The organism is Rossellomorea sp. QJM3NY_18, assembly GCF_056173145.1.
The window spans coordinates 2,442,646-2,461,764 of the sequence record NZ_CM149659.1 but is presented as its reverse complement, the minus strand read 5'-3'; the positions used below and the strand labels follow the sequence as shown (position 1 = coordinate 2,461,764).

The window sequence follows — 19,119 nt, the reverse complement described above, 5'->3', positions numbered from 1 at the left end:
ACAAGTTTTAACCATTGACAATATCGAATAAAATGTATATTATTTAATAGTTAACTTAGTGAAGTATTTATTGAGTGTAAGAAAGGTCGATTTTTAGTGGGAAAAGAATTGTTCGAGCTAGAAGGGCTGTTCAGGTCCGTTTTTAGAATGATGAAATCAGATATTCGAACCATCTTTGGAGAATTTATTTCAAATGGGGAATTCCGGGTGCTTCAACTCATCAGGGAAAATGGTGCACTGAAATCCTCGGAAATTTCAAAGCGAATGGAAGTCTCCGCAAGTCACATTACGTCCATTACAGATACACTAGTGGAAAAAGGCTATATTACAAGACAGCGATCCAGTGAAGATCGTAGAGTCGTAGAGTTGGCCGTTACTCCTCAAGGAGTGGAAGTGCTGGCACAATGTGAAGAGAAGAAGTCGCACTATTTTCAGCAGTTATTCCAAACCTTTGAAAAAGAGGAGATCGAGCACCTGATCGAACTGTTTGAGAAACTGTTGAGTTCATCCGTTCGTAAGTAATAACTTGTTTCAAGATAATGTCCTGTAAATGTCACTGTTCTGCTTCGGAAACAGAGTTGTTCAGCCATATATTAACAGGAATGAAAAAGGGTTGACCTTTAGAGTGGTCATCCCTTCTATTATGCTCATTTACTTAAGTTGGTTAATTATTCATACTATAAATATTGAGGGAGACAGAGAATATGGAGCATTTGGAACATCGAAAAAAAGTACTGATCATGATTGCGATCATGTCAGCCATGTTATTCGCCGCATTGAATCAAACCATTGTGGGGACCGCATTGCCTAAAATCATTTCTGAAATCGGAGGTATGGATTATTATAGCTGGGTATTCACCATCTTCATGTTAACCAGCTCCATAACAGCCATATTGGTCGGTAAATTATCTGATATGTATGGAAGGAAGCCTTTTATCTTACTTGGAATTGGAGTCTTCATGATCGGTTCGTTCTTAAACGGATTATCTGCTTCCATTATACAGTTAATCATTTTCCGTGGGATTCAAGGATTCGGGGCGGGGATGATCATGTCCACAGCCTTTACCGCTGTCGGGGACTTATTCTCGCCCCGAGAAAGAGGGAAATGGCAGGGACTGATGAGCAGTGTGTTTGGTTTAGCCAGTGTATTCGGTCCGACACTTGGAGGCTGGATCGTCGATAATGCCGATTGGCACTGGGTCTTCTGGGTATTCCTTCCGGTAGGATTCATCGCATTTGGGATGATTTATAAAATGTTTCCTTCACAAGAACAGAATAGAGGCCTGAAAGTGGATTACCTGGGATCCATCATGCTAACTTTAACGATCATTCCGTTATTACTCGCCTTTACGTGGGGTGGAAACGATTATGAGTGGGTTTCCCTTCAAATCATTGGACTACTGACTACCTCGGTTGTAGCACTGATCCTATTCATCATAACGGAAAAAAGAGCAAGTAATCCTGTACTTCCACTACAATTGTTTAAAAATAAGATCTTCACCCTTTCAAATATCATTGGATTCATTCTCGGAGCCGGGATGTTCGGGGCCATTATGTATATGCCGTTCTTCATTCAAGGCGTAATGGGTACTTCCGCGACGAAATCCGGGCTTGTGATGATGCCCATGACATTGAGTATGGTATTTGCCAGTACGATCGGGGGACAAATCATTACGAAGACAGGGAAATATAAGTTTCTGGCACTGATCGGTCTGTTCGTCATGAGTATGGGTATGATTCTTTTATCCTTCATGGATACGAATACGACAAACGCCAGAGCCCTGGTGAATATCATTATAGTAGGAACGGGACTTGGCCTGAGCTTCCCTGTCTTTACACTGACGGTTCAAAACGCAGTGCAGCATAAATTTCTTGGAGTTGCCACTGCTGCAACACAATTGTTCAGACAAATCGGCGGAACTATAGGGGTGGCGATCATGGGAACCGTGATGAATTCTTCCATGACTTCAAAGATGACAGAGAAAATGTCTTCAGTAAAAGACTCTCCATTACTGACAGATCCTGAAACTTCTGGTGTTATGAAGCAGCTTCAAGACCCTCAGAACATCATGAACGGTGGGAAATTAAAAGAGCTTCAATCAACATTGCCACAGGAATTCCAAGGGATCTATGCATCCATCCTGGAAGGTGTAAGAGAATCATTGAGTTATGCGTTAACGAACGTCTTCTTTATTGGAGCCATGATTCTCCTTGTTGGATTTGTGTTAACCTTCTTTATGAAAGAGATCCCATTAAGGATGTCAAATAAAGATGCTACAGAGGAAGAAAAGGAAACAGAGCTTAAAGAAGCTTCCAATCACTAAAATCCTTTAGATAAAAGAGGGTAACCGTGTCTGCTGATAGTAGCAGGCATGGTTACCCTCTTTCTGATTATGACATTGTACTTTCTCCAAATTTCTTAAAGGTCATTTCATCTTCCACCAAGCCGCAAGCCGCACATTGAACTTTTAACTGGGGTCCGTTGTAAGCGAGGTGAAATGGCTCGAGCTGATTTTGCTCGTAATTCTGAACGACTTCTCCTGAAGCAGGATCAAGTTTCACACTCTGAGGTACTTGTTGTATAATATTAAATCGGGTTCGATTCGTTTTACAGCTGGGACAGCGATAGGGTGTAGTCATTGATATCACCTTTCTTCATTTTTTTTTAGTATGGATAAAGAATAAAGATTTTATGTAAAGGATGATTGAATATGTCAGTAGTATTCAACGATTTGCTTGTATCTTACAGACAAATATGGAAAAACCGCGTATTAACAAACGATGCCGTTTTATCGGAACAAGTCTTGAAAGAAGCCATTAAACGTGAATTGGAAGATGCCAATAGTCACCCAAGGGTTCGTAAGTCCATTGAAATTAAATATTTTTCAGCAACTAAAAGAATTATTGAATCCGATTTGCCAAACGAAGCTAAAGTCCGGCTAATTCAGTTACATATCGAAATGTATGCACAATTAATGAAAGAACAGAATCTCTGATCAAGAAGCAAATCTGAGCAGTTATCTTTCTTTTATACCTTAATGGGTATATAATGAAGGGAGATTAATGAAAAGGGTGATACCATGCCTCTACTAACATTATTATTAGTCAGTGTACTCTCATATATGATGTATTATCGATATTTTCCCGTACGAACTAAACGGTGGAATTCCCTTGATGTGACAGCAAAACATGTAGTAGTGGATGTCAGGGATTATCAGGACTCGTCTAAAGGAGATTGCGAAGAGGTCATAGCCTTACCTTGTGGATACATCCGAAGATATGCAAGTGATATTCCTGAAAGGCCTGTCATTGTGATGGGAAGCAATTTCGTCGAGTGTAATGTGGGTGTGAGACAATTAAAACGGCTCGGCTTCGATGTGAAGGGATATCTGCTCATCGGATCTGACAAAAAATGCAATGAGTACCTTTCTTTGGAATGAAATCCTTCCTGCTTTGAAATGTTACTGTAATATCCGTTACATTGGATGAGTTGCTAAAAACCTGTCAAGAATCAGATACCGGTAATAATTAGTTGCTGCATCCAATTCGTTCAGCTGTTGGAAATGTAAGTAAATCATTTAAAAATGCTTTTCTTCCTACTAGAATCAATAGTTACTATCTTACTATAAGGAAATTGTCTTTCAAAATAGAACAATTGATTACTAGTTACCAAGTTATCCCGTAAATGTAACAAAAACAGGGTGGTATGATGAATGTGCAGCAAAGAAAAACACATTCACTGAGGAGGAATTCATTTTTATGAATAAGAAAATGATGGTTTCAGCAGCAACAGCATTAACATTATTAGCAACTCCATTCGCAGCAGGTAAAGCTGACGCTGCAGCACCGTGTCCAGCACAAGGTGAGGTTGCTCAAAAAGTGAACGCCTTTAAATATAATGGTAATCAAGAAGATCTAAACAAATATGTACAAGATGTTCTATCAAAATACCAAATCAACGGCCAAAATATAAATGTACAAGAATTATTGAAAGGACAGGCTCCAAAAGCAGAGGCGGCTGCACCTGCTCCAGCTAAGGAAGCACCAAAAGCGGAAGCTCCTGCACCGGCAGAAGCACCAAAAGCAGAAGCTCCTGCACCTAAGTCGGAAGCACCTGCTCCAGCTCCAACTTCAAATAAGCAAAAACAACAATCAGAGCAAGCAACTGAACAATCTGGTCAACTAAGTCAGTTTGAACAAAAAGTAGTGGAATTGACTAACCAGGAACGTGCAAAACAAGGGCTTCCAGCTCTTAAAGTAGATGCAGAATTAAGCAAGGTAGCACGTGAGAAGTCCCGTGATATGCAAGCGAACAACTACTTCTCTCATACAAGCCCTACGTATGGTTCACCATTCGACATGATGAAGCAGTTTGGTATCGAGTACAGCTCTGCAGGTGAAAACATCGCTATGGGTCAACAGACTCCTGAAGAAGTAGTAGAGGCATGGATGAATAGTGAAGGTCACCGTAAAAACATCATGAGCTCAAACTACACTCACATCGGTGTGGGATATGTAGAGAACGGTAACTACTGGACTCAACAGTTCATCGGTAAGTAATTTTATGAACAAAAGCAGTCTCTCTTTGGAGAGGCTGCTTTTTTAGTTTCCCTTAATAATATGATTGCATACGCGACATTCTTTATAGCAGGTTGAACGAAATGTGTAAGAGCTTAGATTTGCATTTCCCGATAATCATTCATACTATTGAAATATAACGAGTACGTGGAGTGAGCTTGATGAAACAAGATAAAGTTGTCCTCATAACGGGCGGATCAAAGGGAATCGGAAGAAAGACGGTGGAGGAATTCTCTAAACAAGGATACAGGGTCATCCTGAACTATAGAAGCGATGATTCTTTTGTGGAGAAGTTGGTTTCTGAATTAACCCAGTGCTACTCCAATTCCATCATCCCGATCAAAGGGGATATTTCCGTACCGGAAGAATGTGAACGGATGGCATCAGAGATCTGGGGTAAGGTGGAGAGCGTCGACATCCTGATTCACAATGCCGGACCCTATGTAAAAGAAAGAAAATCATTTGCCGATTACTCCCCTGAGGAATGGAATTATATTGTGAATGGGAATTTAAATAGTGTATTTTACTTATCCAGGTTATTGATCCCGAAGATGCGTGAAAAACAATGGGGAAGGATCATCACATTTGGATATGACAGGGTCGAATCAGCACCGGGCTGGATTTACCGTTCTGCATTCGCTGCAGCTAAAGCCGGCCTCGCTTCCTTCACAAAAACAATTTCAATTGAAGAAGCGCATAACGGCATAACGGCAAATATGGTCTGTCCGGGTGACATAGTAGGTGATTGGAAAGAAAGAGAAATTAGAATTGCGAAAGAACAACATGATTCACATACACCGATTGGCCGACCCGGTACAGGAGAAGATCTCGCAAGGATCATTTCATTCCTCTGTCAGGAAGAATCTGATTTCATTACCGGTTCTATCATTCCCGTAACAGGTGGTAAGGATGTACTTGGAAAGGTATTTCATCAATAAAGAGCAAAGGCAGTGATTCAGTCCGTTGCTCTTTCAGTCACTAATTTCTTATACACTTTTAATGACTATATTGTTTTCTGTATTTCTTTTGTATAGATAGGAGCCGACCTGACAAAGTAACCGCGCCTGCCGTTAAGCCCGATGTAAGCCCAAGCCAGTAGCCGTACGGTCCGAAATTTGTGTAGTTGGCAAGAAAATATCCTAATGGTAGTCCGATCACCCAATATGATACAAGAGCCATGATAAAGGTGATATTGACATCCTTATATCCTCTAAGCGCACCTTGGACGGGGGCTTGTATCGCGTCTGAAAGCTGGAAGAATACGGCATATAATAAGAAGTGTCCCGTTAATTCTAATACATACGCATCATCTGAGTATAGATAGGCGATTTCAGAACGGAAGAAGAGTAATATGACTCCATATATGACAGCTAAAAGCAATGCAAAGCTCACACCCATCCAACTGTAAACCTTTGCATCACGAAGCCTCTTTGCACCGACCTCAAAGCCTACAACGATGGTCAAGGCCATAGAGATGCTCAGTGGGATCATATAGAGGAAGGATGCAAAATTGATCGCTGCCTGGTGAGCCGCGATTACCACTGTATCGTAATTGCTCATCAACAAAGTGACGGCTGAAAAAATGCTGACTTCGAAGAAAATGGATAAACCAATCGGTACACCGATCACAAAAATTTCTTTCCACTTAGCAAGGTCAGGCTTATGGATGGTCCGGAAAATATTATATTGGCTAAAAGGACCTTTCGTATGGACGACCCAGAAGGCGATGAGTGTAATCAGCCAATAGGTGATGGCAGACGCAACACCTGCACCCACTCCTCCAAATGCAGGAAGTCCCAACTTACCAAAAATAAGAAGATAATTGAACACGACATTAATCGGCAGGGACATGAGAGTAATGAACATGGTCACCCTCGTCATCCCCAGGGCGTCGATGAATGATCTTAGTACATTATAGATAAATAAGGGAATCATTCCGAACGAGAGGGCAATGAGATACTCTTTCGCCACAATACGGACTTCCGGTTCTATATTCATCCCGTTTAATATCGGATTGAGGGCAAGTCCCCCAATCACCATGACGATAAGGGATAAAGCGATGGCTGCATATACACCTTGAAGCACAGTACGGGGAACTTCTCTCTTATTGCCGTGTCCATTCAACTGGGCGACGATTGGCGTCACGGCCAAAAGGATTCCGCTTAATCCTGTAAAGACCGGTACCCAAAGAGAAGAGCCAATCGCAACACCCGCAAGATCAATGGGAGAATACTTCCCTGACATGATCGTGTCGAAGAAATTCATGGCAAACATCCCAAGCTGCGTCACAAGGATGGGGATGAGTATGATGGACAGCTGTTTGATCTTATCTTTCATTGTATGAGTTTCTCTCATTGGACGTACTCCTCCTGTATGCCTTCAGATACTGCATGGTGATTTCACTATCATACTGTACCATATTTTCATGGGGATAGAGAGTGAAATATGCTTACCAAACGAGCACTCATTATGGATTAAGGGAAATGACCTTATGGGAGGGAAAGAATGACTAAACAATGGCAGGACTGGATTTGGATAGTGTTTATCATTTGGTATGGGGTGGGGATTATCCTGGTTTCTTTCGACTGGCTGCCTCCGTCTCTACAATGGGCAAATGCCGTCTTCTTATATTTAGCAGGGATATTGGCCATTCTTTATGCAATGAAGAGGTTCGAGACCAGAGCCGGGCTGATCATTTCTTTAGGCATCATGTTGCTTACGATTTTCGCCGAGAGTTTAGGCGTCCATTACGGTCTGATATTCGGGTCTTATCATTATAAAAAGGATTTTGGTTTTCAATTATTCGATGTCCCAGTGACAATTGGCTTCGCCTGGGTCATGGTGGTATTCACCAGTATGGCACACTATGAGTTCTTCTTTAAAAGGACGAAGACAATCGGGGGAGCGTTAGTATATAGTACGGTGACCTCTCTATTAGCGGTGACAATGGATTTGATCATCGACCCCGTTGCCTTTAAAGGCAGGGAATACTGGATATGGGATCAAGGGGGACCGTACTATGATATCCCCACTCAAAACTTCTTAGGGTGGTTTTTTGTTTCTTTTTTCATTCAATGCTTCTTGTATGTATGGGTCAAGCAAGAAATTTTCACTACCAAATGGAGCAACCGGATGAGGAGGTTATACTTCCTTGTGATCTTGATGTTTATGGTGACGGCTATGGTGGAAGGGCTATGGCTTGCCGTTCTTGTCACTTCATCAATTTACGCGGCATCGCTCATTCTTAGGACACGATTGGAGAAGGTAACATGATTGAACCGAAAAAAAGTAAGAGATTTCAACAACTGCTGTCGGGCTATCTTACTTATCAGCTCAAGAAGCACTTTTATCGTGTGTGGATCGAAGACCAACGAGATTCGTTTCAACAGGGTTCAGGCCATCTGGTACTTACCAATCATTCAAGCTGGTGGGATGGTTTGATGGTCTTTTACATAAATCATCATGTAATAAAGGAAGACAGCTTCGCAATGATGAGCCAGAAAGGAATGGAGGATTTCTCTTTCTTTCAGAAAATCGGCGCATTCTCTGTTAATCCCCATTCTCCCAAAGACCTGGTCACCTCATTGAAATTTGCTGAGAAGTGTTTACAAGAGAAGAAAACGGTCTGGATCTTTCCTCAAGGGAAGGAAGAGCATCTTGAAAAGAGACCCTTATCCTTTATGAGTGGACCCGCTTATTTGTACGAACGGAATCCGGAAATCACTGTTACGATGGTCACATTTTATTATACTTTTCGTCATGATCAAAGACCCGAGTTGTTCATCCGGATTAGCCAGGAAGACATGTTTACAAGTCAGAAGTCAACACGGGCAGAGCTGTCAGGTCACTTAAGAATGGGTTTGGAAACCAGGCTGGATGACTTGAAAAATGATATTATCCATGAAAACATATCCGCATTTGAATTGTTGATTAAAGGATTTCCGACCAATAGTGAGTGGTTGAGTTTTTGGAAGGGAAGAAAGTAGGGGTGGAGAGAAAATGAATTATTATATACTGATCACATTCCTATTTGTACTGGCTACGTTTATCAATCTACTGTTTTTACCAAAACTATCCCGTAAGTCGGCTGTAAGTGACTTGGTGTCAGTCCTGGTTCCAATGAGAAACGAGGAAAGGAATGTAGAAGGACTGATCGAAAGTATCAAAAAGATCACCCATTCCCCCGCTGAATTTATTTTATTGGATGATGGGTCGACGGATCACACAAGAGACCTCCTGACACATCTTACATCAGGCGATCCCCGTTTCAGGATCATCGATGGAAAGCCCCTCCCAAAAGGATGGGTGGGAAAGGTCCATGCCTGCAACGAGCTTAGTCGGCATGCCTCAGGTTCGTATTATCTATTTCTGGACGCCGATGTGAGGGTTTCACCCTCCATCATTGAAAAAGTACTGTACCAAATGGAACGGTATGATTCCGGGCTTGTAACGGGATTTCCCCAATTTCCCATACCGACCTTTCTCAGTAAAATGCTGGTGCCGTTTCAGCATTTTCTCGTCTATTTTCATCTGCCACTCGCCGTGGCAAACCATACGACCAGAAGTGCATTCACGGCAGCCCATGGAGCTTTTATGTTTTTCAAGAAGGAAGCATACGAGGATTGCGGTGGACATGAGGCTGTTAAGTCGTCTCTTCTTGAGGATGTTCATATCTCCAGGAAGGTAAAGGAAAACGGGTGGAAGGTGACACTCGTCAATAATAGCTTTGAGGTGACCTGCCATATGTATGAAACGAATAAGGAAGTATGGGAAGGATTTCTGAAGAATATTTATATAGGCACTGGAAGAAGTCCGATATCGGTTATCCTTCTTTCCCTATTTTATACCGTTTTCTTCATACTCCCTCTGCCTTTAGCCCTTTATGGTTTGATTTCGGGGGAGTGGGGGTACGTTCTTCCATTGATGGGAATCTGGGTGCAAACTTTCATGATCGACATCGCTTCCAATCAATCAAAGTGGCATTTTCTATTGATTCCTATCGCTTCCATCTTCTTTATCTTCATCATGTGGGCGTCTATGCTGAGGGGATTGAAAAATCAGGGATACACGTGGAAAGGAAGGACCTATTCATGAAGAATATCATCATCATTGGCGGGGGATTAGGGGGATTGTCTGCAGCGATATCCCTTCAAAGTAAAGGATATAACGTTACGGTCGTAGAACAGAACCATCACACCGGTGGGAAAATGATGCGGGTTGAAATCGACGGCTACTCCTTTGATTTTGGCCCGAACACGATTACGATGCCTCACGTCTTTCAATCAGTGATCAATGATGCAGGAGGGGACTCCTCTCGTTATTTTGAATTTGAAAGACTCGTGAAACATACGAAAAACGTTTTTCCGGATGGAAGGGTCCTCTATCAATCAGCCGACCCCGAAGAAATGATGAACGGGCTTAAAGGGATCGATCCTTATGGGGCAGCCCATTATACAGAGTATTTAAAAGAAGTAGAAAAGCTTTATTCATTAGCCGAGAGAGGATTTTTTTACCGGGTATTTGGTTCATGGAGGGATTATCTTTCACCCAGTCTTTCCTATAGCTTTGTGAAGGTCCGTCCCTTTGAGAAAATGGATCATTTTCATAGAAGGTTCTTTCAAGATGAAGAAGTGTTGAAAGTGTTCAATCGGTATGCGACGTATATTGGCTCATCACCTTATGAGTGCCCTGCCACCTTTTCATTGATCGGTCATCTTGAGATGAAAGACGGGGTGTATTATACAAAAGGTGGAAACCCGAGGATTGCAGAAGGGTTTAGTCGTTTCTTCCAGGAACTCGGTGGAAGGATACGTTTGGGAATACGAATGAAAGAGATCGTGGTGAAGGGGAAAAAGGCAGTCGGTGTGATAACAGAAGATGGAGAATTTCTTCCTGCTGATGACGTGATCGTGAATGGGGATTTCATCACGGCTACGAAAGAATTGATCAAGGAGGGGGATCGACCGAGTCATCCTGACGGCAAGCTTGACTCATTTGAACCTTCGATATCGGCTTTCGTTATTCTGGCTGGACTCAGTAGCTTTCAAGATTCCATTCATCATCACCAGGTATATTTCACCGGGGATTATCATAAGGAATTCACAGAAATTTTCTCCGAAAAAAAGCTCCCGAGTGACCCCACGATCTATATCAGCCATTCGGCGGCGACAGATTCAAGCGTCACAAAGGGAAGTAATTTGTTTATCCTTGTCAATGCACCCGCCATTGAATTGACAGATGAACAAGTTCAGTCGTATAAAGAGAAGATTTATCATAAATTAGAAGAAAAGGGACTGTCCATAAAGGAATCACTGGAAGTGGAGAAAATCTACACACCGGACACCATAAAACATAAATTCTCTGCCTATAAAGGCTCGCTTTACGGCCTTGCCTCCCACCGCATGACCGAAGCATTTCTTCGTCCTTCAAATATCAGCAAGGATATTAAACATCTCTTCTACACAGGTGGAACGACACACCCAGGGGGAGGATCCCCGATGGTGACGATAAGTGGAAGAAATGTAGCCAATTATATCTTGAAAAGGGATAGGGGCAATATATCCCGGTAATTCTCATGAATAGAAAGAGTCCTTGAAGGTTGAAAAGGGTCTCTTCTCTTTTTGTCAAATTTTCGTGGTTCTATCCCGCCTGTATTTTTGGTAAAGTGTATAATGGTTAGAGAGAAGGAAATCAGAATATGAGTTAGGAGTTTATACATATGAAGAAGCGTATATTATTTACAGGCGGAGGATCAGCTGGTCACGTCACGGTTAATACAGCACTGATTCCACACTTTGAAAAAGAAGGTTGGGACATAACGTATATAGGTTCGGAAGATGGAATCGAAAAGGAAATCATTACTGAACAATTTCCCCATATCCCGTATAAAAGTATCTCAAGCGGGAAGCTTAGAAGATATTTTTCCTGGAAAAACTTTTCAGATCCGTTTCGAGTGATGAAAGGAGTGTTTGACGCACTATCCGTCATCAGGAAAACGAAACCGGACATCATCTTTTCCAAAGGAGGATTCGTTTCCGTCCCGGTCGTGATGGCCGCTAAGATCGCAAAAGTTCCTGTAGCGATCCACGAGTCCGATGTGACTCCGGGACTTGCCAATAAATTAGCCGTCCCATTTGCAACGAAAATATTTACCACCTTCCCAGAAACGGTCCAATCCCTTCCAAGTGAAAAATCATTATGCGCAGGAGCCATCATCCGAGAAGAATTATTTACGGGTGATGCACGAGAAGGAAAGAGATTAACCGGTTATTATGAGGATAAACCCATTTTAATGATCATGGGAGGAAGTCTTGGAGCAAGAAAAATCAATGAAGCGGTAAGAGGGAATCTGGAAGAGCTGCTTTCTGCCTTTCAAATCATTCATATTTGCGGAAAAGGAAATGTGGATGAAAGCCTTGTACAAAAAGGGTATCGTCAATACGAATTCATCAAGGGTGAACTGCCTCATTATCTGGCAATGACGGATTTCGTGATCTCTCGTGCCGGTTCAAATTCAATCTTTGAATTCCTGGCTTTAAAGAAACCGATGTTATTGATCCCCCTCTCAAGAGAAGCGAGCCGTGGAGATCAAATTCTCAATGCCAACAGTTTCGTGAAACACGGTTATGCGATAAAGCTGGAAGAAGAAGAATTGGACGAAAAGAGCTTCTTGGCGGGAGTCAATGAGCTTAAGGCAAATCGTGACATAATGATCCGCAATATGGAAAAAGGTGAAAAAGCCTACACCATCCAGGATATGTATGAGGTACTTTCGTCCATGTCCCGATAAAGAGTCATTGGACTCCCCATCAAGCATATAGTATACAAATGGTTGAAGGGGAGAAGTGGAATGGCCTATCAATTTTCAAAAGGATGGTATCTTCAAGAACTTAAAAAGATGGGAATCAATCATCATCCTTTAGAAAAAAGGAAATTGGAGAATTATAAAACATTTGTGGTAAGAAACCTGTATTTCGAGAAAATAGCTAAACAAAAATAAAAACCGGAGCTGACAGTATCGGTGCTGATCTTGGAATGTAAGATAAGGCATCATTACAGTCAGCTTCGATTTATTTAGCGGATTTTGGAGGGTAATAATCATTTCATGGGATTTTCATTTAATTTTCATGTTTGAGGGTTATAGTAAACGTATAATTCTTAATGATAATAGGAGAAAGTAAATGGAATCCAAATCGAAAGTCAGCCATCCATCATTTTTATCGAAATTCATCCCAAATCCAAAGGAACGAAAAAATGTCATCTTTTATTTGGGATTAAACACCTGTCTAACGGCTGCAGGAATTCTCCTCATTTCTGCTTATCAGGAAGTGCTCATGGGTATGAATGAGGAATCCTACAAGGAATTCCTCAAACAGTTCGGGTCCGCAGCAAGAATTATTTATTTTGTCGTCCTCAGTATCTTTCCGATATTCCTGTTATTGAAATGGAAAGGGTTGAGAGGGTTAAAGTGGAAGGATATTGAAATAAAACGCCTTGTCCAATTTGCAGGAAAGCTGTTGAGGAAATGGCACGTCCCCTTAGCGCTATTGGCAACGGCAGGTGTAGTGTTACACGGAATTCTGGCAATCGTCAGAGATTTCCATTGGGACTTCACAAATATAACAGGGATCCTTTCGAGTATCGCGCTCTTCTTCCTTGTAGGCATGGGATTTAAGCGTTTCAAAAGAAAGGACCGAGAATGGCATTTGAAACTTGCCATCACCTTTACTATATTTTTTATGATCCATGCCTCCTTTTAATCCGACTTAACAAAAAGGTTATCACAATAGGTAAATGCCTATGTGATAACCTTTTTCTGTCTTTACGCTTCAAGCGCCTGCTCTTCTTCCGGGGACTGCTGAAGCTGATATAAATAAAGGGTGTACAAATCTTTCGGAATCTCATACAGATCATACACGTCTTCTTGAGCATTTAATTGATCATAGAGAGATTTCCTTGATTCGTTTGCTTTTACGACATAAGGCAGCTTTTCTGCGGCTTTTTGTGAACGGGTATTCACCTTTCTGATTCTCATAAAGATGGTTTCCATGCCCAGTTCAAAAAATAACTCGGAAAAAAATGCATCCTTCGCCGGCTGGTTATACCCTTTGCCATGAAACGGCTTCCCGAGCCAAGTACCAAGGAACCCTGCATTTTCCTGGATGTCGAATAAATTAATCGTTCCGATAGGGTTGCCCCACTCGTCCAAAATCGTCCGGGAAATAAGTTCTCCCCGTTCTTCTGCTTCAATGGTTTGTTTTGTCAGAAAAAGAAGTTCATCATAGGAATACGCTTTTTGACGCACAAAAGGGAAGACATCCGGGTGCGCCATCAGGTCATAAAGTTCATGACACTCATGTAATTCACGTTTCTTGATCATAGTAGACCCTCCTTGAGGGCAGTCTACTCGCGTACGATCCCACCCTCGAAATTTTTAAATGGTAACTAAAAAATTTCGGGGTGGGAATCGAACCCACTAAGACCAGTCAAGAAACTGGTGGCGCACCTTTTGCCTTCCCTTCATTACAGTCGCTCATTATATAAAATAAATCGCGTTTTTGTAATCGGAAATATATTATCCATCTGTATCATATACGAAATATCTCAAAAAGGAAATAGGTAAAATGCTGATTTTTGAAGAAAATTTTTAACAAATTTCTACACGTTTTGATAAGCTATTTCCCCATTGACGAATGTCAACATAGGCTTTGCCATAAAGTGGAATGGGTGGTGGCTCCAAAGGACCAGATCGGCATCCTTATTTACTTCGATACTGCCGATCCTGTCAGATACACCAAGGTTTCTGGCAGGAGCAATGGTGATCCCTTCCAATGCCTTCTGTTCCTCCAGTCCTTCACGCACGGCAATCGCCGCACACATGTTCAAATACTGGATGGGGGTGTAAGGGTGGTCGGTCGTAACCGACACTTCGACACCGGCTTCCGTCAATTTCTGGTAGGTGATCCAGCTCTTGTTCTTAAGCTCCACCTTCGAGCGTCTTGTAAACGTCGGACCTACAGAAACTTTTAAGTTCCTTCCTTTCAGTTCATCTGATATGAGGTGACCCTCAGTGCAATGTTCAATCCGGAGGTCGAGATTGAATTCTTCAGCGAAACGCACTGCGGATAAGATATCGTCTGCCCTGTGAGCATGGATCCGCACAGGGATTTCCCGTTTCAAGGCAGATACTAAAGGTGCAACTCTCAGTTCCTCTGGCTGATCACAATATTTAGCAGAGAAAAACGCTTCCCTGAGCATCCCCATGATCCCCATCCTTGTAATGGAATCATTGTTTCCAGTGCTATGGATTCGTTTCGGATTCTCGCCTAAAGCGATTTTCAATCCGGAGGTTTCTTTGATAAGCATGGACCTGATGTTAGAACCATGTGTTTTGATCACCGCTGTGGTACCCCCGATCACATTCGCGCTTCCGGGCATGACATTCACAGTGGTGACGCCATATTTAAGGGCGTCTTTAAAGCCCGGGTCCAATGGGTATACACCGTCGAAGGCCCTGATATGAGGGGTCATCGGTTCGATGGTTTCATTGGCGTCGTTACCTGCCCAGCCTGTACCTTCGTCGTAGAGGCCTAAATGAGTGTGGCAATCAATGAATCCGGGAAAAAGGAATTTCCCCTGACAATCGTACACGGAAGAGTGGTGGAATCCATCCACGTCATGGGAGTATATTTGTTTGATTTTTCCGCCTTTTATGAGTAAAGCTCCATTATGAATAGGCTTTGATGTAATGGGATAGATGGTTACGTTTTTTAAAAGTATGGAATTCATCGTTTTTCCTTTCGTGAGGCTTGTTTCCTTCTTATTTTAAACAATTTTCAGTAAAAAAAGAAGTTAATCCATTCTTTTATTTCTTCTATTTGAATAAATCAGATAAAAAAGGGTTGAGAGAACAGCTATTAAACTGAGGGGTTTAATATAGCGAGTCCCGATGACTTCAATATGCTCCCAGTGTGTACCCAGCTCCATCCCGATGATCATAAACAACAATGTCCAGGGGAGCATAGCTGCAAACGTGTACAGAGTGAATGTAGAGAAGGGCATGCGGCTTATGCCGGCGGGTATACTGATGGCATGCCTTACGATTGGTATAAAACGTGCCGTGAATATGACGATCGTCCCATGCTTCTCAAACCATTTCTCTGCTGCAAGAATGTGTTTTGAATGAATGAACAGATATTTTCCGTATTTTTCAAAAAACGGTCTGCCTCCATAATAGCCAAGCCAGTAAAGAAACAACTGAGCTACGGTCCCACCGACGACACCGCTGATGAAGGCTCCAATAAATGTAAGTTTTCCGGCGTTTACCATAAAACCTGCATAGCTCAGGACAAGCTCGCTCGGGATGACTTCAATCATGAGTGCGAAAGAGATTCCCGCATATCCTAAATCGGTTAAAAATGTAAGGACGTGTAAAATCCATTCATGGTTCATATTTATCCTCCTACATGAATCCTGAGTATTGAAGAATGAGAATCAAGAGACCCAAAGCCCAAACGTAATAGGAGAATATTTTCAGAGAGTGCTTTTTTAAGAAATTCACCATGGTCATAATGGCGAAATAACCGAATACTGCAGCGCTGACTGTTCCGATGGCTAAACTTGAGAAAGGGATCGCTTCAGCCCCGCCACCGATCATTTCTTTTCCTTGAAGCACGATACCTCCAAGAATGGCAGGGGTAGAAAGGAGGAAGGAGAAATAGGCTGCTGTCTCTCTGTCCAATTTCCTGAATAATCCGGCTGCTATCGTTAAACCGGACCTTGAAAGGGCGGGAAATATGGCAGCAGCCTGGAAGCTGCCAATCACCAAAGCATCTGTATAAGAAAGATCATCCAACTTCTTGTAGCCTTTCTTTACGCCGTCAGCGACATACATAATGCACCCTGTCACAAGAAACTCCCAACCGATGGTAGCCCCTGTCTTTGATATAGCGTCAAAATAGTCTTCGAACATAAATCCTATAATGACAGCAGGGATGGTCCCGATGATGAGGATCCAGGATAATTTACTGAATGGGTGCCTCAACATGTATAAAAGTTCCTTCTGATAAACGACAAAGACGGCAATCAAAGTACCGATATGAAGCATCGTATCCAGGAAGAGCCCGGCTTCTTCCAGTCCGAAAGCAAGTCTGCCGAGATAAAGATGCCCGGTGCTTGAGATCGGAAGAAACTCTGTTAACCCTTGTATAACGCCGAGGATAAAAGCCTCGATTTTGTTCACATTCACCACTGCCTTTCTTCAAGAACTCTAAGGACAAACTCCTCTTCTAAACGTATATTCCGATTCGTCCCATTTCATGAGGGTTGTCATGAAGAAACAAAAAAGGCCCCGTAAAAAAAATCTCAAAAATGGGTGAAACTTTATGAATGCAAGGACGTAAATATAGATGAGGATACAATCAATAAGGAGGAATTGGCATGCCGACAAAAGATGAAAGAATGATGGCAGCTCTTATCTATATATCAAGCTTCTTCACCGTATTCATCGGTCCATTGATCATTTGGCTCATTAAAAAGGACGAATCGGAGTTCGTGGATTTCCATGGGAAGGAATACTTGAATTTTCTCATTTCATACGCCGTATACGGGTTTGTAAGCAGCATCCTCATGGTGGTACTAATCGGATTTGTCTTGGCTCCCGTCGTAGGGGTGCTGGCACTGATCTTCACCATCCTGGGTGCGGTAAAGGCATACGAAGGTGACTATTACAAAATCCCGACAGTCTTTCGATTATTGAAGTGAACAAAGAGGTTGGGAAATATCTAAATTCATTTCCTTTAAAGACGACAATCAATAAATTAGTCAGGATCACTTGTTTCACCGCTATTGATTTCCGTGCAAGACTTCGCTTTCCTCGGGCGGAAGGCAAGCCTCCTCACAGCTGACGCTCCTGCGGGAAACGCTGGACAGGTGAGACCCCGCAGGGCAAGAGCCCGAGGAGGCTCACCGCCAGCCCCGCGGAAAGCGAGCACCTGTAGCGGAAATCAACCACTACTCACTACATTAAAAGCAACAATATTTATGTAAGCAGCTATATGATAAATCCGAACGATTTCGATTTTTTCAAGAAAAATTTCGAATGATCATTCGGATTTTCTTTTAACTAAAAAACTTTTGTCCAAGCCTCTTTTCCTTTTTAAAGACAGAACGAGGAATGAGAAGTTGACAAAACGTTCATTAACTTTATAATTTTATAAAACTATCATCTCTAAAAAGGAGAATGTATCCCTATGACGAGGATTGATAATAAAGTAAGACTGCTGAAGCTTATGAGTATTTTAAAAGAAGAAACGGACGAACATCACGAGCTGAACCTGGATGACATCATTCTTCGCTTTAAACAGGCATATGGACCGGAATTAAAACTTAATAAGAATTCCTTAAAGGATGATCTGGATCATCTCATCCGCCATGGGTTCGATGTGACCATCAATCAGGAAAAGGATGGACTGCCTAAATATTACAGCCATCAATATCGGTTGTTCGAGTTATACGAACTCCGCATGCTCATGGATGCAGTTGTTTCTGCCAAATTCATTTCGAAGAAGGAAACGAGGCAGTTGACAGGGAAGATAAAGCAACTGACAAGTCATCAACAAGGGAAGAAGTTACATAATGAAATCCAAATCGATTCTTCCATTAAAAGTGAAAGTCCCTTTATTCGCCGCACCATCCATGATATCCATGAGGCGATTGCAGAACGAAGGATGATCACATTTCAATACGGGCGGTATGATGTCAACAAACGGTTTAACCTGAGTCATGAAGGCCGGCTGTATAGGGTGAAACCGTATGCTCTTGCGTGGGCGAATGATTTTTATTATCTTATTGCTTACTATTTTGAAGCGGACGAAATACGTCACTATCGGGTCGATCGACTTCGTAATGTTGAGGTGCTTTCGGAAACATATCCATATGAAGGCTTCGATGTATCCAAATACGTCCAGTCAACCTTTCATATGTTTGCCGGAGATGAAGAGTGGATCAAGATTAAGTTTCATAACAATCTCATCAATGTGATGATCGATAAGTTTGGGAAAAATGTCCATATTCAAAGGCACGGTGAGGACCATTTTATATTGTCCACCAAAGCCCGGGTAAGTACCGGTCTCGTAAACTGGATATTCACATTTGGAAGTCAGGCTGAAGTAATCTCTCCTCCTTCCCTCGTGGAAACCGTCAAAGCAGAAGTGAATAAACTGTATACTTTATATCAAGAGAAATAATGAGAGGCAGGAAAAAAACTAAATCCATTTCCTATCAAGACGAACAATGTTAAGGTCACTTGGTACACCGCTATTGATTTCCGTGCAAGACTTCGCTTTCCTCGGGCGAAAGGCAAGCCTCCTCACAGCTTTCGCTCCTGCGGGGTCTTACCTATTCCGCTTTTCCCGCAGGAGTCTTCGTCTTGCACTCCAATCAATAGCTAGATCCTGCTATATACAAGAAATATTCTTTGGCAATAATAATAAAAGTCACGTTTCACCGAGGCTGTCATTCATACACATATCATTATTTCCT

At 42.1% G+C, this 19,119-nt stretch carries 21 protein-coding genes; 15 read left to right on the top strand and 6 right to left on the bottom strand.

Features of this window, described 5'->3' with window-relative positions; translation table 11 throughout:
- Positions 1-147 precede the first annotated feature (147 nt).
- Positions 148-522 carry a MarR family winged helix-turn-helix transcriptional regulator gene (locus AC0VXY_RS12600; RefSeq protein WP_475525446.1) on the top strand — a complete coding sequence of 125 codons (375 nt, stop codon included), beginning with the start codon at positions 148-150 and terminating at the stop codon, positions 520-522.
- 182 nt (positions 523-704) lie between these two features.
- Positions 705-2,324 carry an MDR family MFS transporter gene (locus AC0VXY_RS12595; RefSeq protein WP_435990417.1) on the top strand — a complete coding sequence of 540 codons (1,620 nt, stop codon included), beginning with the start codon at positions 705-707 and terminating at the stop codon, positions 2,322-2,324.
- Positions 2,325-2,391: 67 nt separating this feature from the next.
- Here the strand turns inward: AC0VXY_RS12595 and AC0VXY_RS12590 are convergent, their stop codons facing one another.
- Entirely contained in the window at positions 2,392-2,640 is a 249-nt protein-coding gene (locus AC0VXY_RS12590; protein ID WP_224519717.1) for a DNA alkylation repair protein, read from the bottom strand.
- Positions 2,641-2,711: 71 nt separating this feature from the next.
- Between AC0VXY_RS12590 and AC0VXY_RS12585 the strand changes: the two genes are divergently transcribed.
- The 4 genes from AC0VXY_RS12585 to AC0VXY_RS12570 all read left to right on the top strand — a co-directional run bounded on the left by AC0VXY_RS12585 (position 2,712) and on the right by AC0VXY_RS12570 (position 5,516).
- Entirely contained in the window at positions 2,712-2,996 is a 285-nt protein-coding gene (locus tag AC0VXY_RS12585; RefSeq protein ID WP_475525445.1) for a hypothetical protein, read from the top strand.
- An 84-nt stretch (positions 2,997-3,080) separates the two neighbouring features.
- Positions 3,081-3,440 (top strand): hypothetical protein, encoded by a 360-nt coding sequence (locus AC0VXY_RS12580; RefSeq protein ID WP_435990419.1) that lies wholly within the window; start codon positions 3,081-3,083, stop codon positions 3,438-3,440.
- Positions 3,441-3,759: 319 nt separating this feature from the next.
- Positions 3,760-4,560 (top strand): CAP domain-containing protein, encoded by an 801-nt coding sequence (locus tag AC0VXY_RS12575; RefSeq protein WP_435990420.1) that lies wholly within the window; start codon positions 3,760-3,762, stop codon positions 4,558-4,560.
- A 179-nt stretch (positions 4,561-4,739) separates the two neighbouring features.
- Positions 4,740-5,516 carry an SDR family oxidoreductase gene (locus tag AC0VXY_RS12570; RefSeq protein ID WP_435990421.1) on the top strand — a complete coding sequence of 259 codons (777 nt, stop codon included), beginning with the start codon at positions 4,740-4,742 and terminating at the stop codon, positions 5,514-5,516.
- A gap of 58 nt (positions 5,517-5,574) precedes the next feature.
- On the opposite strand, the gene AC0VXY_RS12565 is transcribed toward AC0VXY_RS12570, so the two are convergent.
- Positions 5,575-6,933, bottom strand: a complete 1,359-nt coding sequence (locus AC0VXY_RS12565) for an MATE family efflux transporter (protein ID WP_435990422.1) — start codon at positions 6,931-6,933, stop codon at positions 5,575-5,577.
- A 150-nt stretch (positions 6,934-7,083) separates the two neighbouring features.
- Between AC0VXY_RS12565 and AC0VXY_RS12560 the strand changes: the two genes are divergently transcribed.
- From AC0VXY_RS12560 to AC0VXY_RS12530, 7 genes are all read left to right on the top strand, one after another.
- Complete coding sequence (locus AC0VXY_RS12560) at positions 7,084-7,851, top strand: carotenoid biosynthesis protein (RefSeq protein WP_435990423.1); 768 nt, start codon at positions 7,084-7,086, stop codon at positions 7,849-7,851.
- Positions 7,848-8,564 (top strand): lysophospholipid acyltransferase family protein, encoded by a 717-nt coding sequence (locus AC0VXY_RS12555; RefSeq protein ID WP_435990424.1) that lies wholly within the window; start codon positions 7,848-7,850, stop codon positions 8,562-8,564. The genes AC0VXY_RS12560 and AC0VXY_RS12555 overlap by 4 nt, the downstream gene beginning before the upstream one ends.
- Before the next feature lie 13 nt (positions 8,565-8,577).
- Positions 8,578-9,672: a glycosyltransferase family 2 protein gene (locus tag AC0VXY_RS12550; protein ID WP_435990425.1), complete on the top strand. Its 1,095-nt coding sequence runs from the start codon at positions 8,578-8,580 to the stop codon at positions 9,670-9,672.
- Positions 9,669-11,147 carry a phytoene desaturase family protein gene (locus tag AC0VXY_RS12545; RefSeq protein ID WP_475525444.1) on the top strand — a complete coding sequence of 493 codons (1,479 nt, stop codon included), beginning with the start codon at positions 9,669-9,671 and terminating at the stop codon, positions 11,145-11,147. The genes AC0VXY_RS12550 and AC0VXY_RS12545 overlap by 4 nt, the downstream gene beginning before the upstream one ends.
- A gap of 149 nt (positions 11,148-11,296) precedes the next feature.
- A complete protein-coding gene (locus AC0VXY_RS12540) occupies positions 11,297-12,367 on the top strand; it encodes an undecaprenyldiphospho-muramoylpentapeptide beta-N-acetylglucosaminyltransferase (RefSeq protein WP_475525443.1) in 1,071 nt (356 codons plus the stop codon).
- Positions 12,368-12,427: 60 nt separating this feature from the next.
- On the top strand, positions 12,428-12,577 hold the full coding sequence (locus AC0VXY_RS12535) for a YflJ family protein (RefSeq protein WP_435990428.1): 150 nt from the start codon (positions 12,428-12,430) through the stop codon (positions 12,575-12,577).
- Between the two features lie 181 nt (positions 12,578-12,758).
- Entirely contained in the window at positions 12,759-13,337 is a 579-nt protein-coding gene (locus AC0VXY_RS12530) for a hypothetical protein (RefSeq protein ID WP_435990429.1), read from the top strand.
- Between the two features lie 62 nt (positions 13,338-13,399).
- Here the strand turns inward: AC0VXY_RS12530 and AC0VXY_RS12525 are convergent, their stop codons facing one another.
- The 4 genes from AC0VXY_RS12525 to AC0VXY_RS12510 form a co-directional block, all read right to left on the bottom strand.
- Positions 13,400-13,957: a GNAT family N-acetyltransferase gene (locus AC0VXY_RS12525; RefSeq protein WP_435990430.1), complete on the bottom strand. Its 558-nt coding sequence runs from the start codon at positions 13,955-13,957 to the stop codon at positions 13,400-13,402.
- A gap of 278 nt (positions 13,958-14,235) precedes the next feature.
- A complete protein-coding gene (locus AC0VXY_RS12520) occupies positions 14,236-15,366 on the bottom strand; it encodes an amidohydrolase (RefSeq protein WP_475525442.1) in 1,131 nt (376 codons plus the stop codon).
- A gap of 63 nt (positions 15,367-15,429) precedes the next feature.
- A complete protein-coding gene (gene uptA / locus AC0VXY_RS12515; RefSeq protein WP_475525441.1) occupies positions 15,430-16,029 on the bottom strand; it encodes an undecaprenyl phosphate transporter UptA in 600 nt (199 codons plus the stop codon).
- Between the two features lie 10 nt (positions 16,030-16,039).
- Positions 16,040-16,819 carry an undecaprenyl-diphosphate phosphatase gene (locus tag AC0VXY_RS12510; protein ID WP_435990433.1) on the bottom strand — a complete coding sequence of 260 codons (780 nt, stop codon included), beginning with the start codon at positions 16,817-16,819 and terminating at the stop codon, positions 16,040-16,042.
- Positions 16,820-17,016: 197 nt separating this feature from the next.
- Between AC0VXY_RS12510 and AC0VXY_RS12505 the strand changes: the two genes are divergently transcribed.
- Positions 17,017-17,340 carry a DUF4870 domain-containing protein gene (locus tag AC0VXY_RS12505; protein WP_435990434.1) on the top strand — a complete coding sequence of 108 codons (324 nt, stop codon included), beginning with the start codon at positions 17,017-17,019 and terminating at the stop codon, positions 17,338-17,340.
- A 488-nt stretch (positions 17,341-17,828) separates the two neighbouring features.
- Positions 17,829-18,824 (top strand): helix-turn-helix transcriptional regulator, encoded by a 996-nt coding sequence (locus AC0VXY_RS12500; RefSeq protein ID WP_475525440.1) that lies wholly within the window; start codon positions 17,829-17,831, stop codon positions 18,822-18,824.
- The last annotated feature ends 295 nt before the right edge of the window (positions 18,825-19,119 follow it).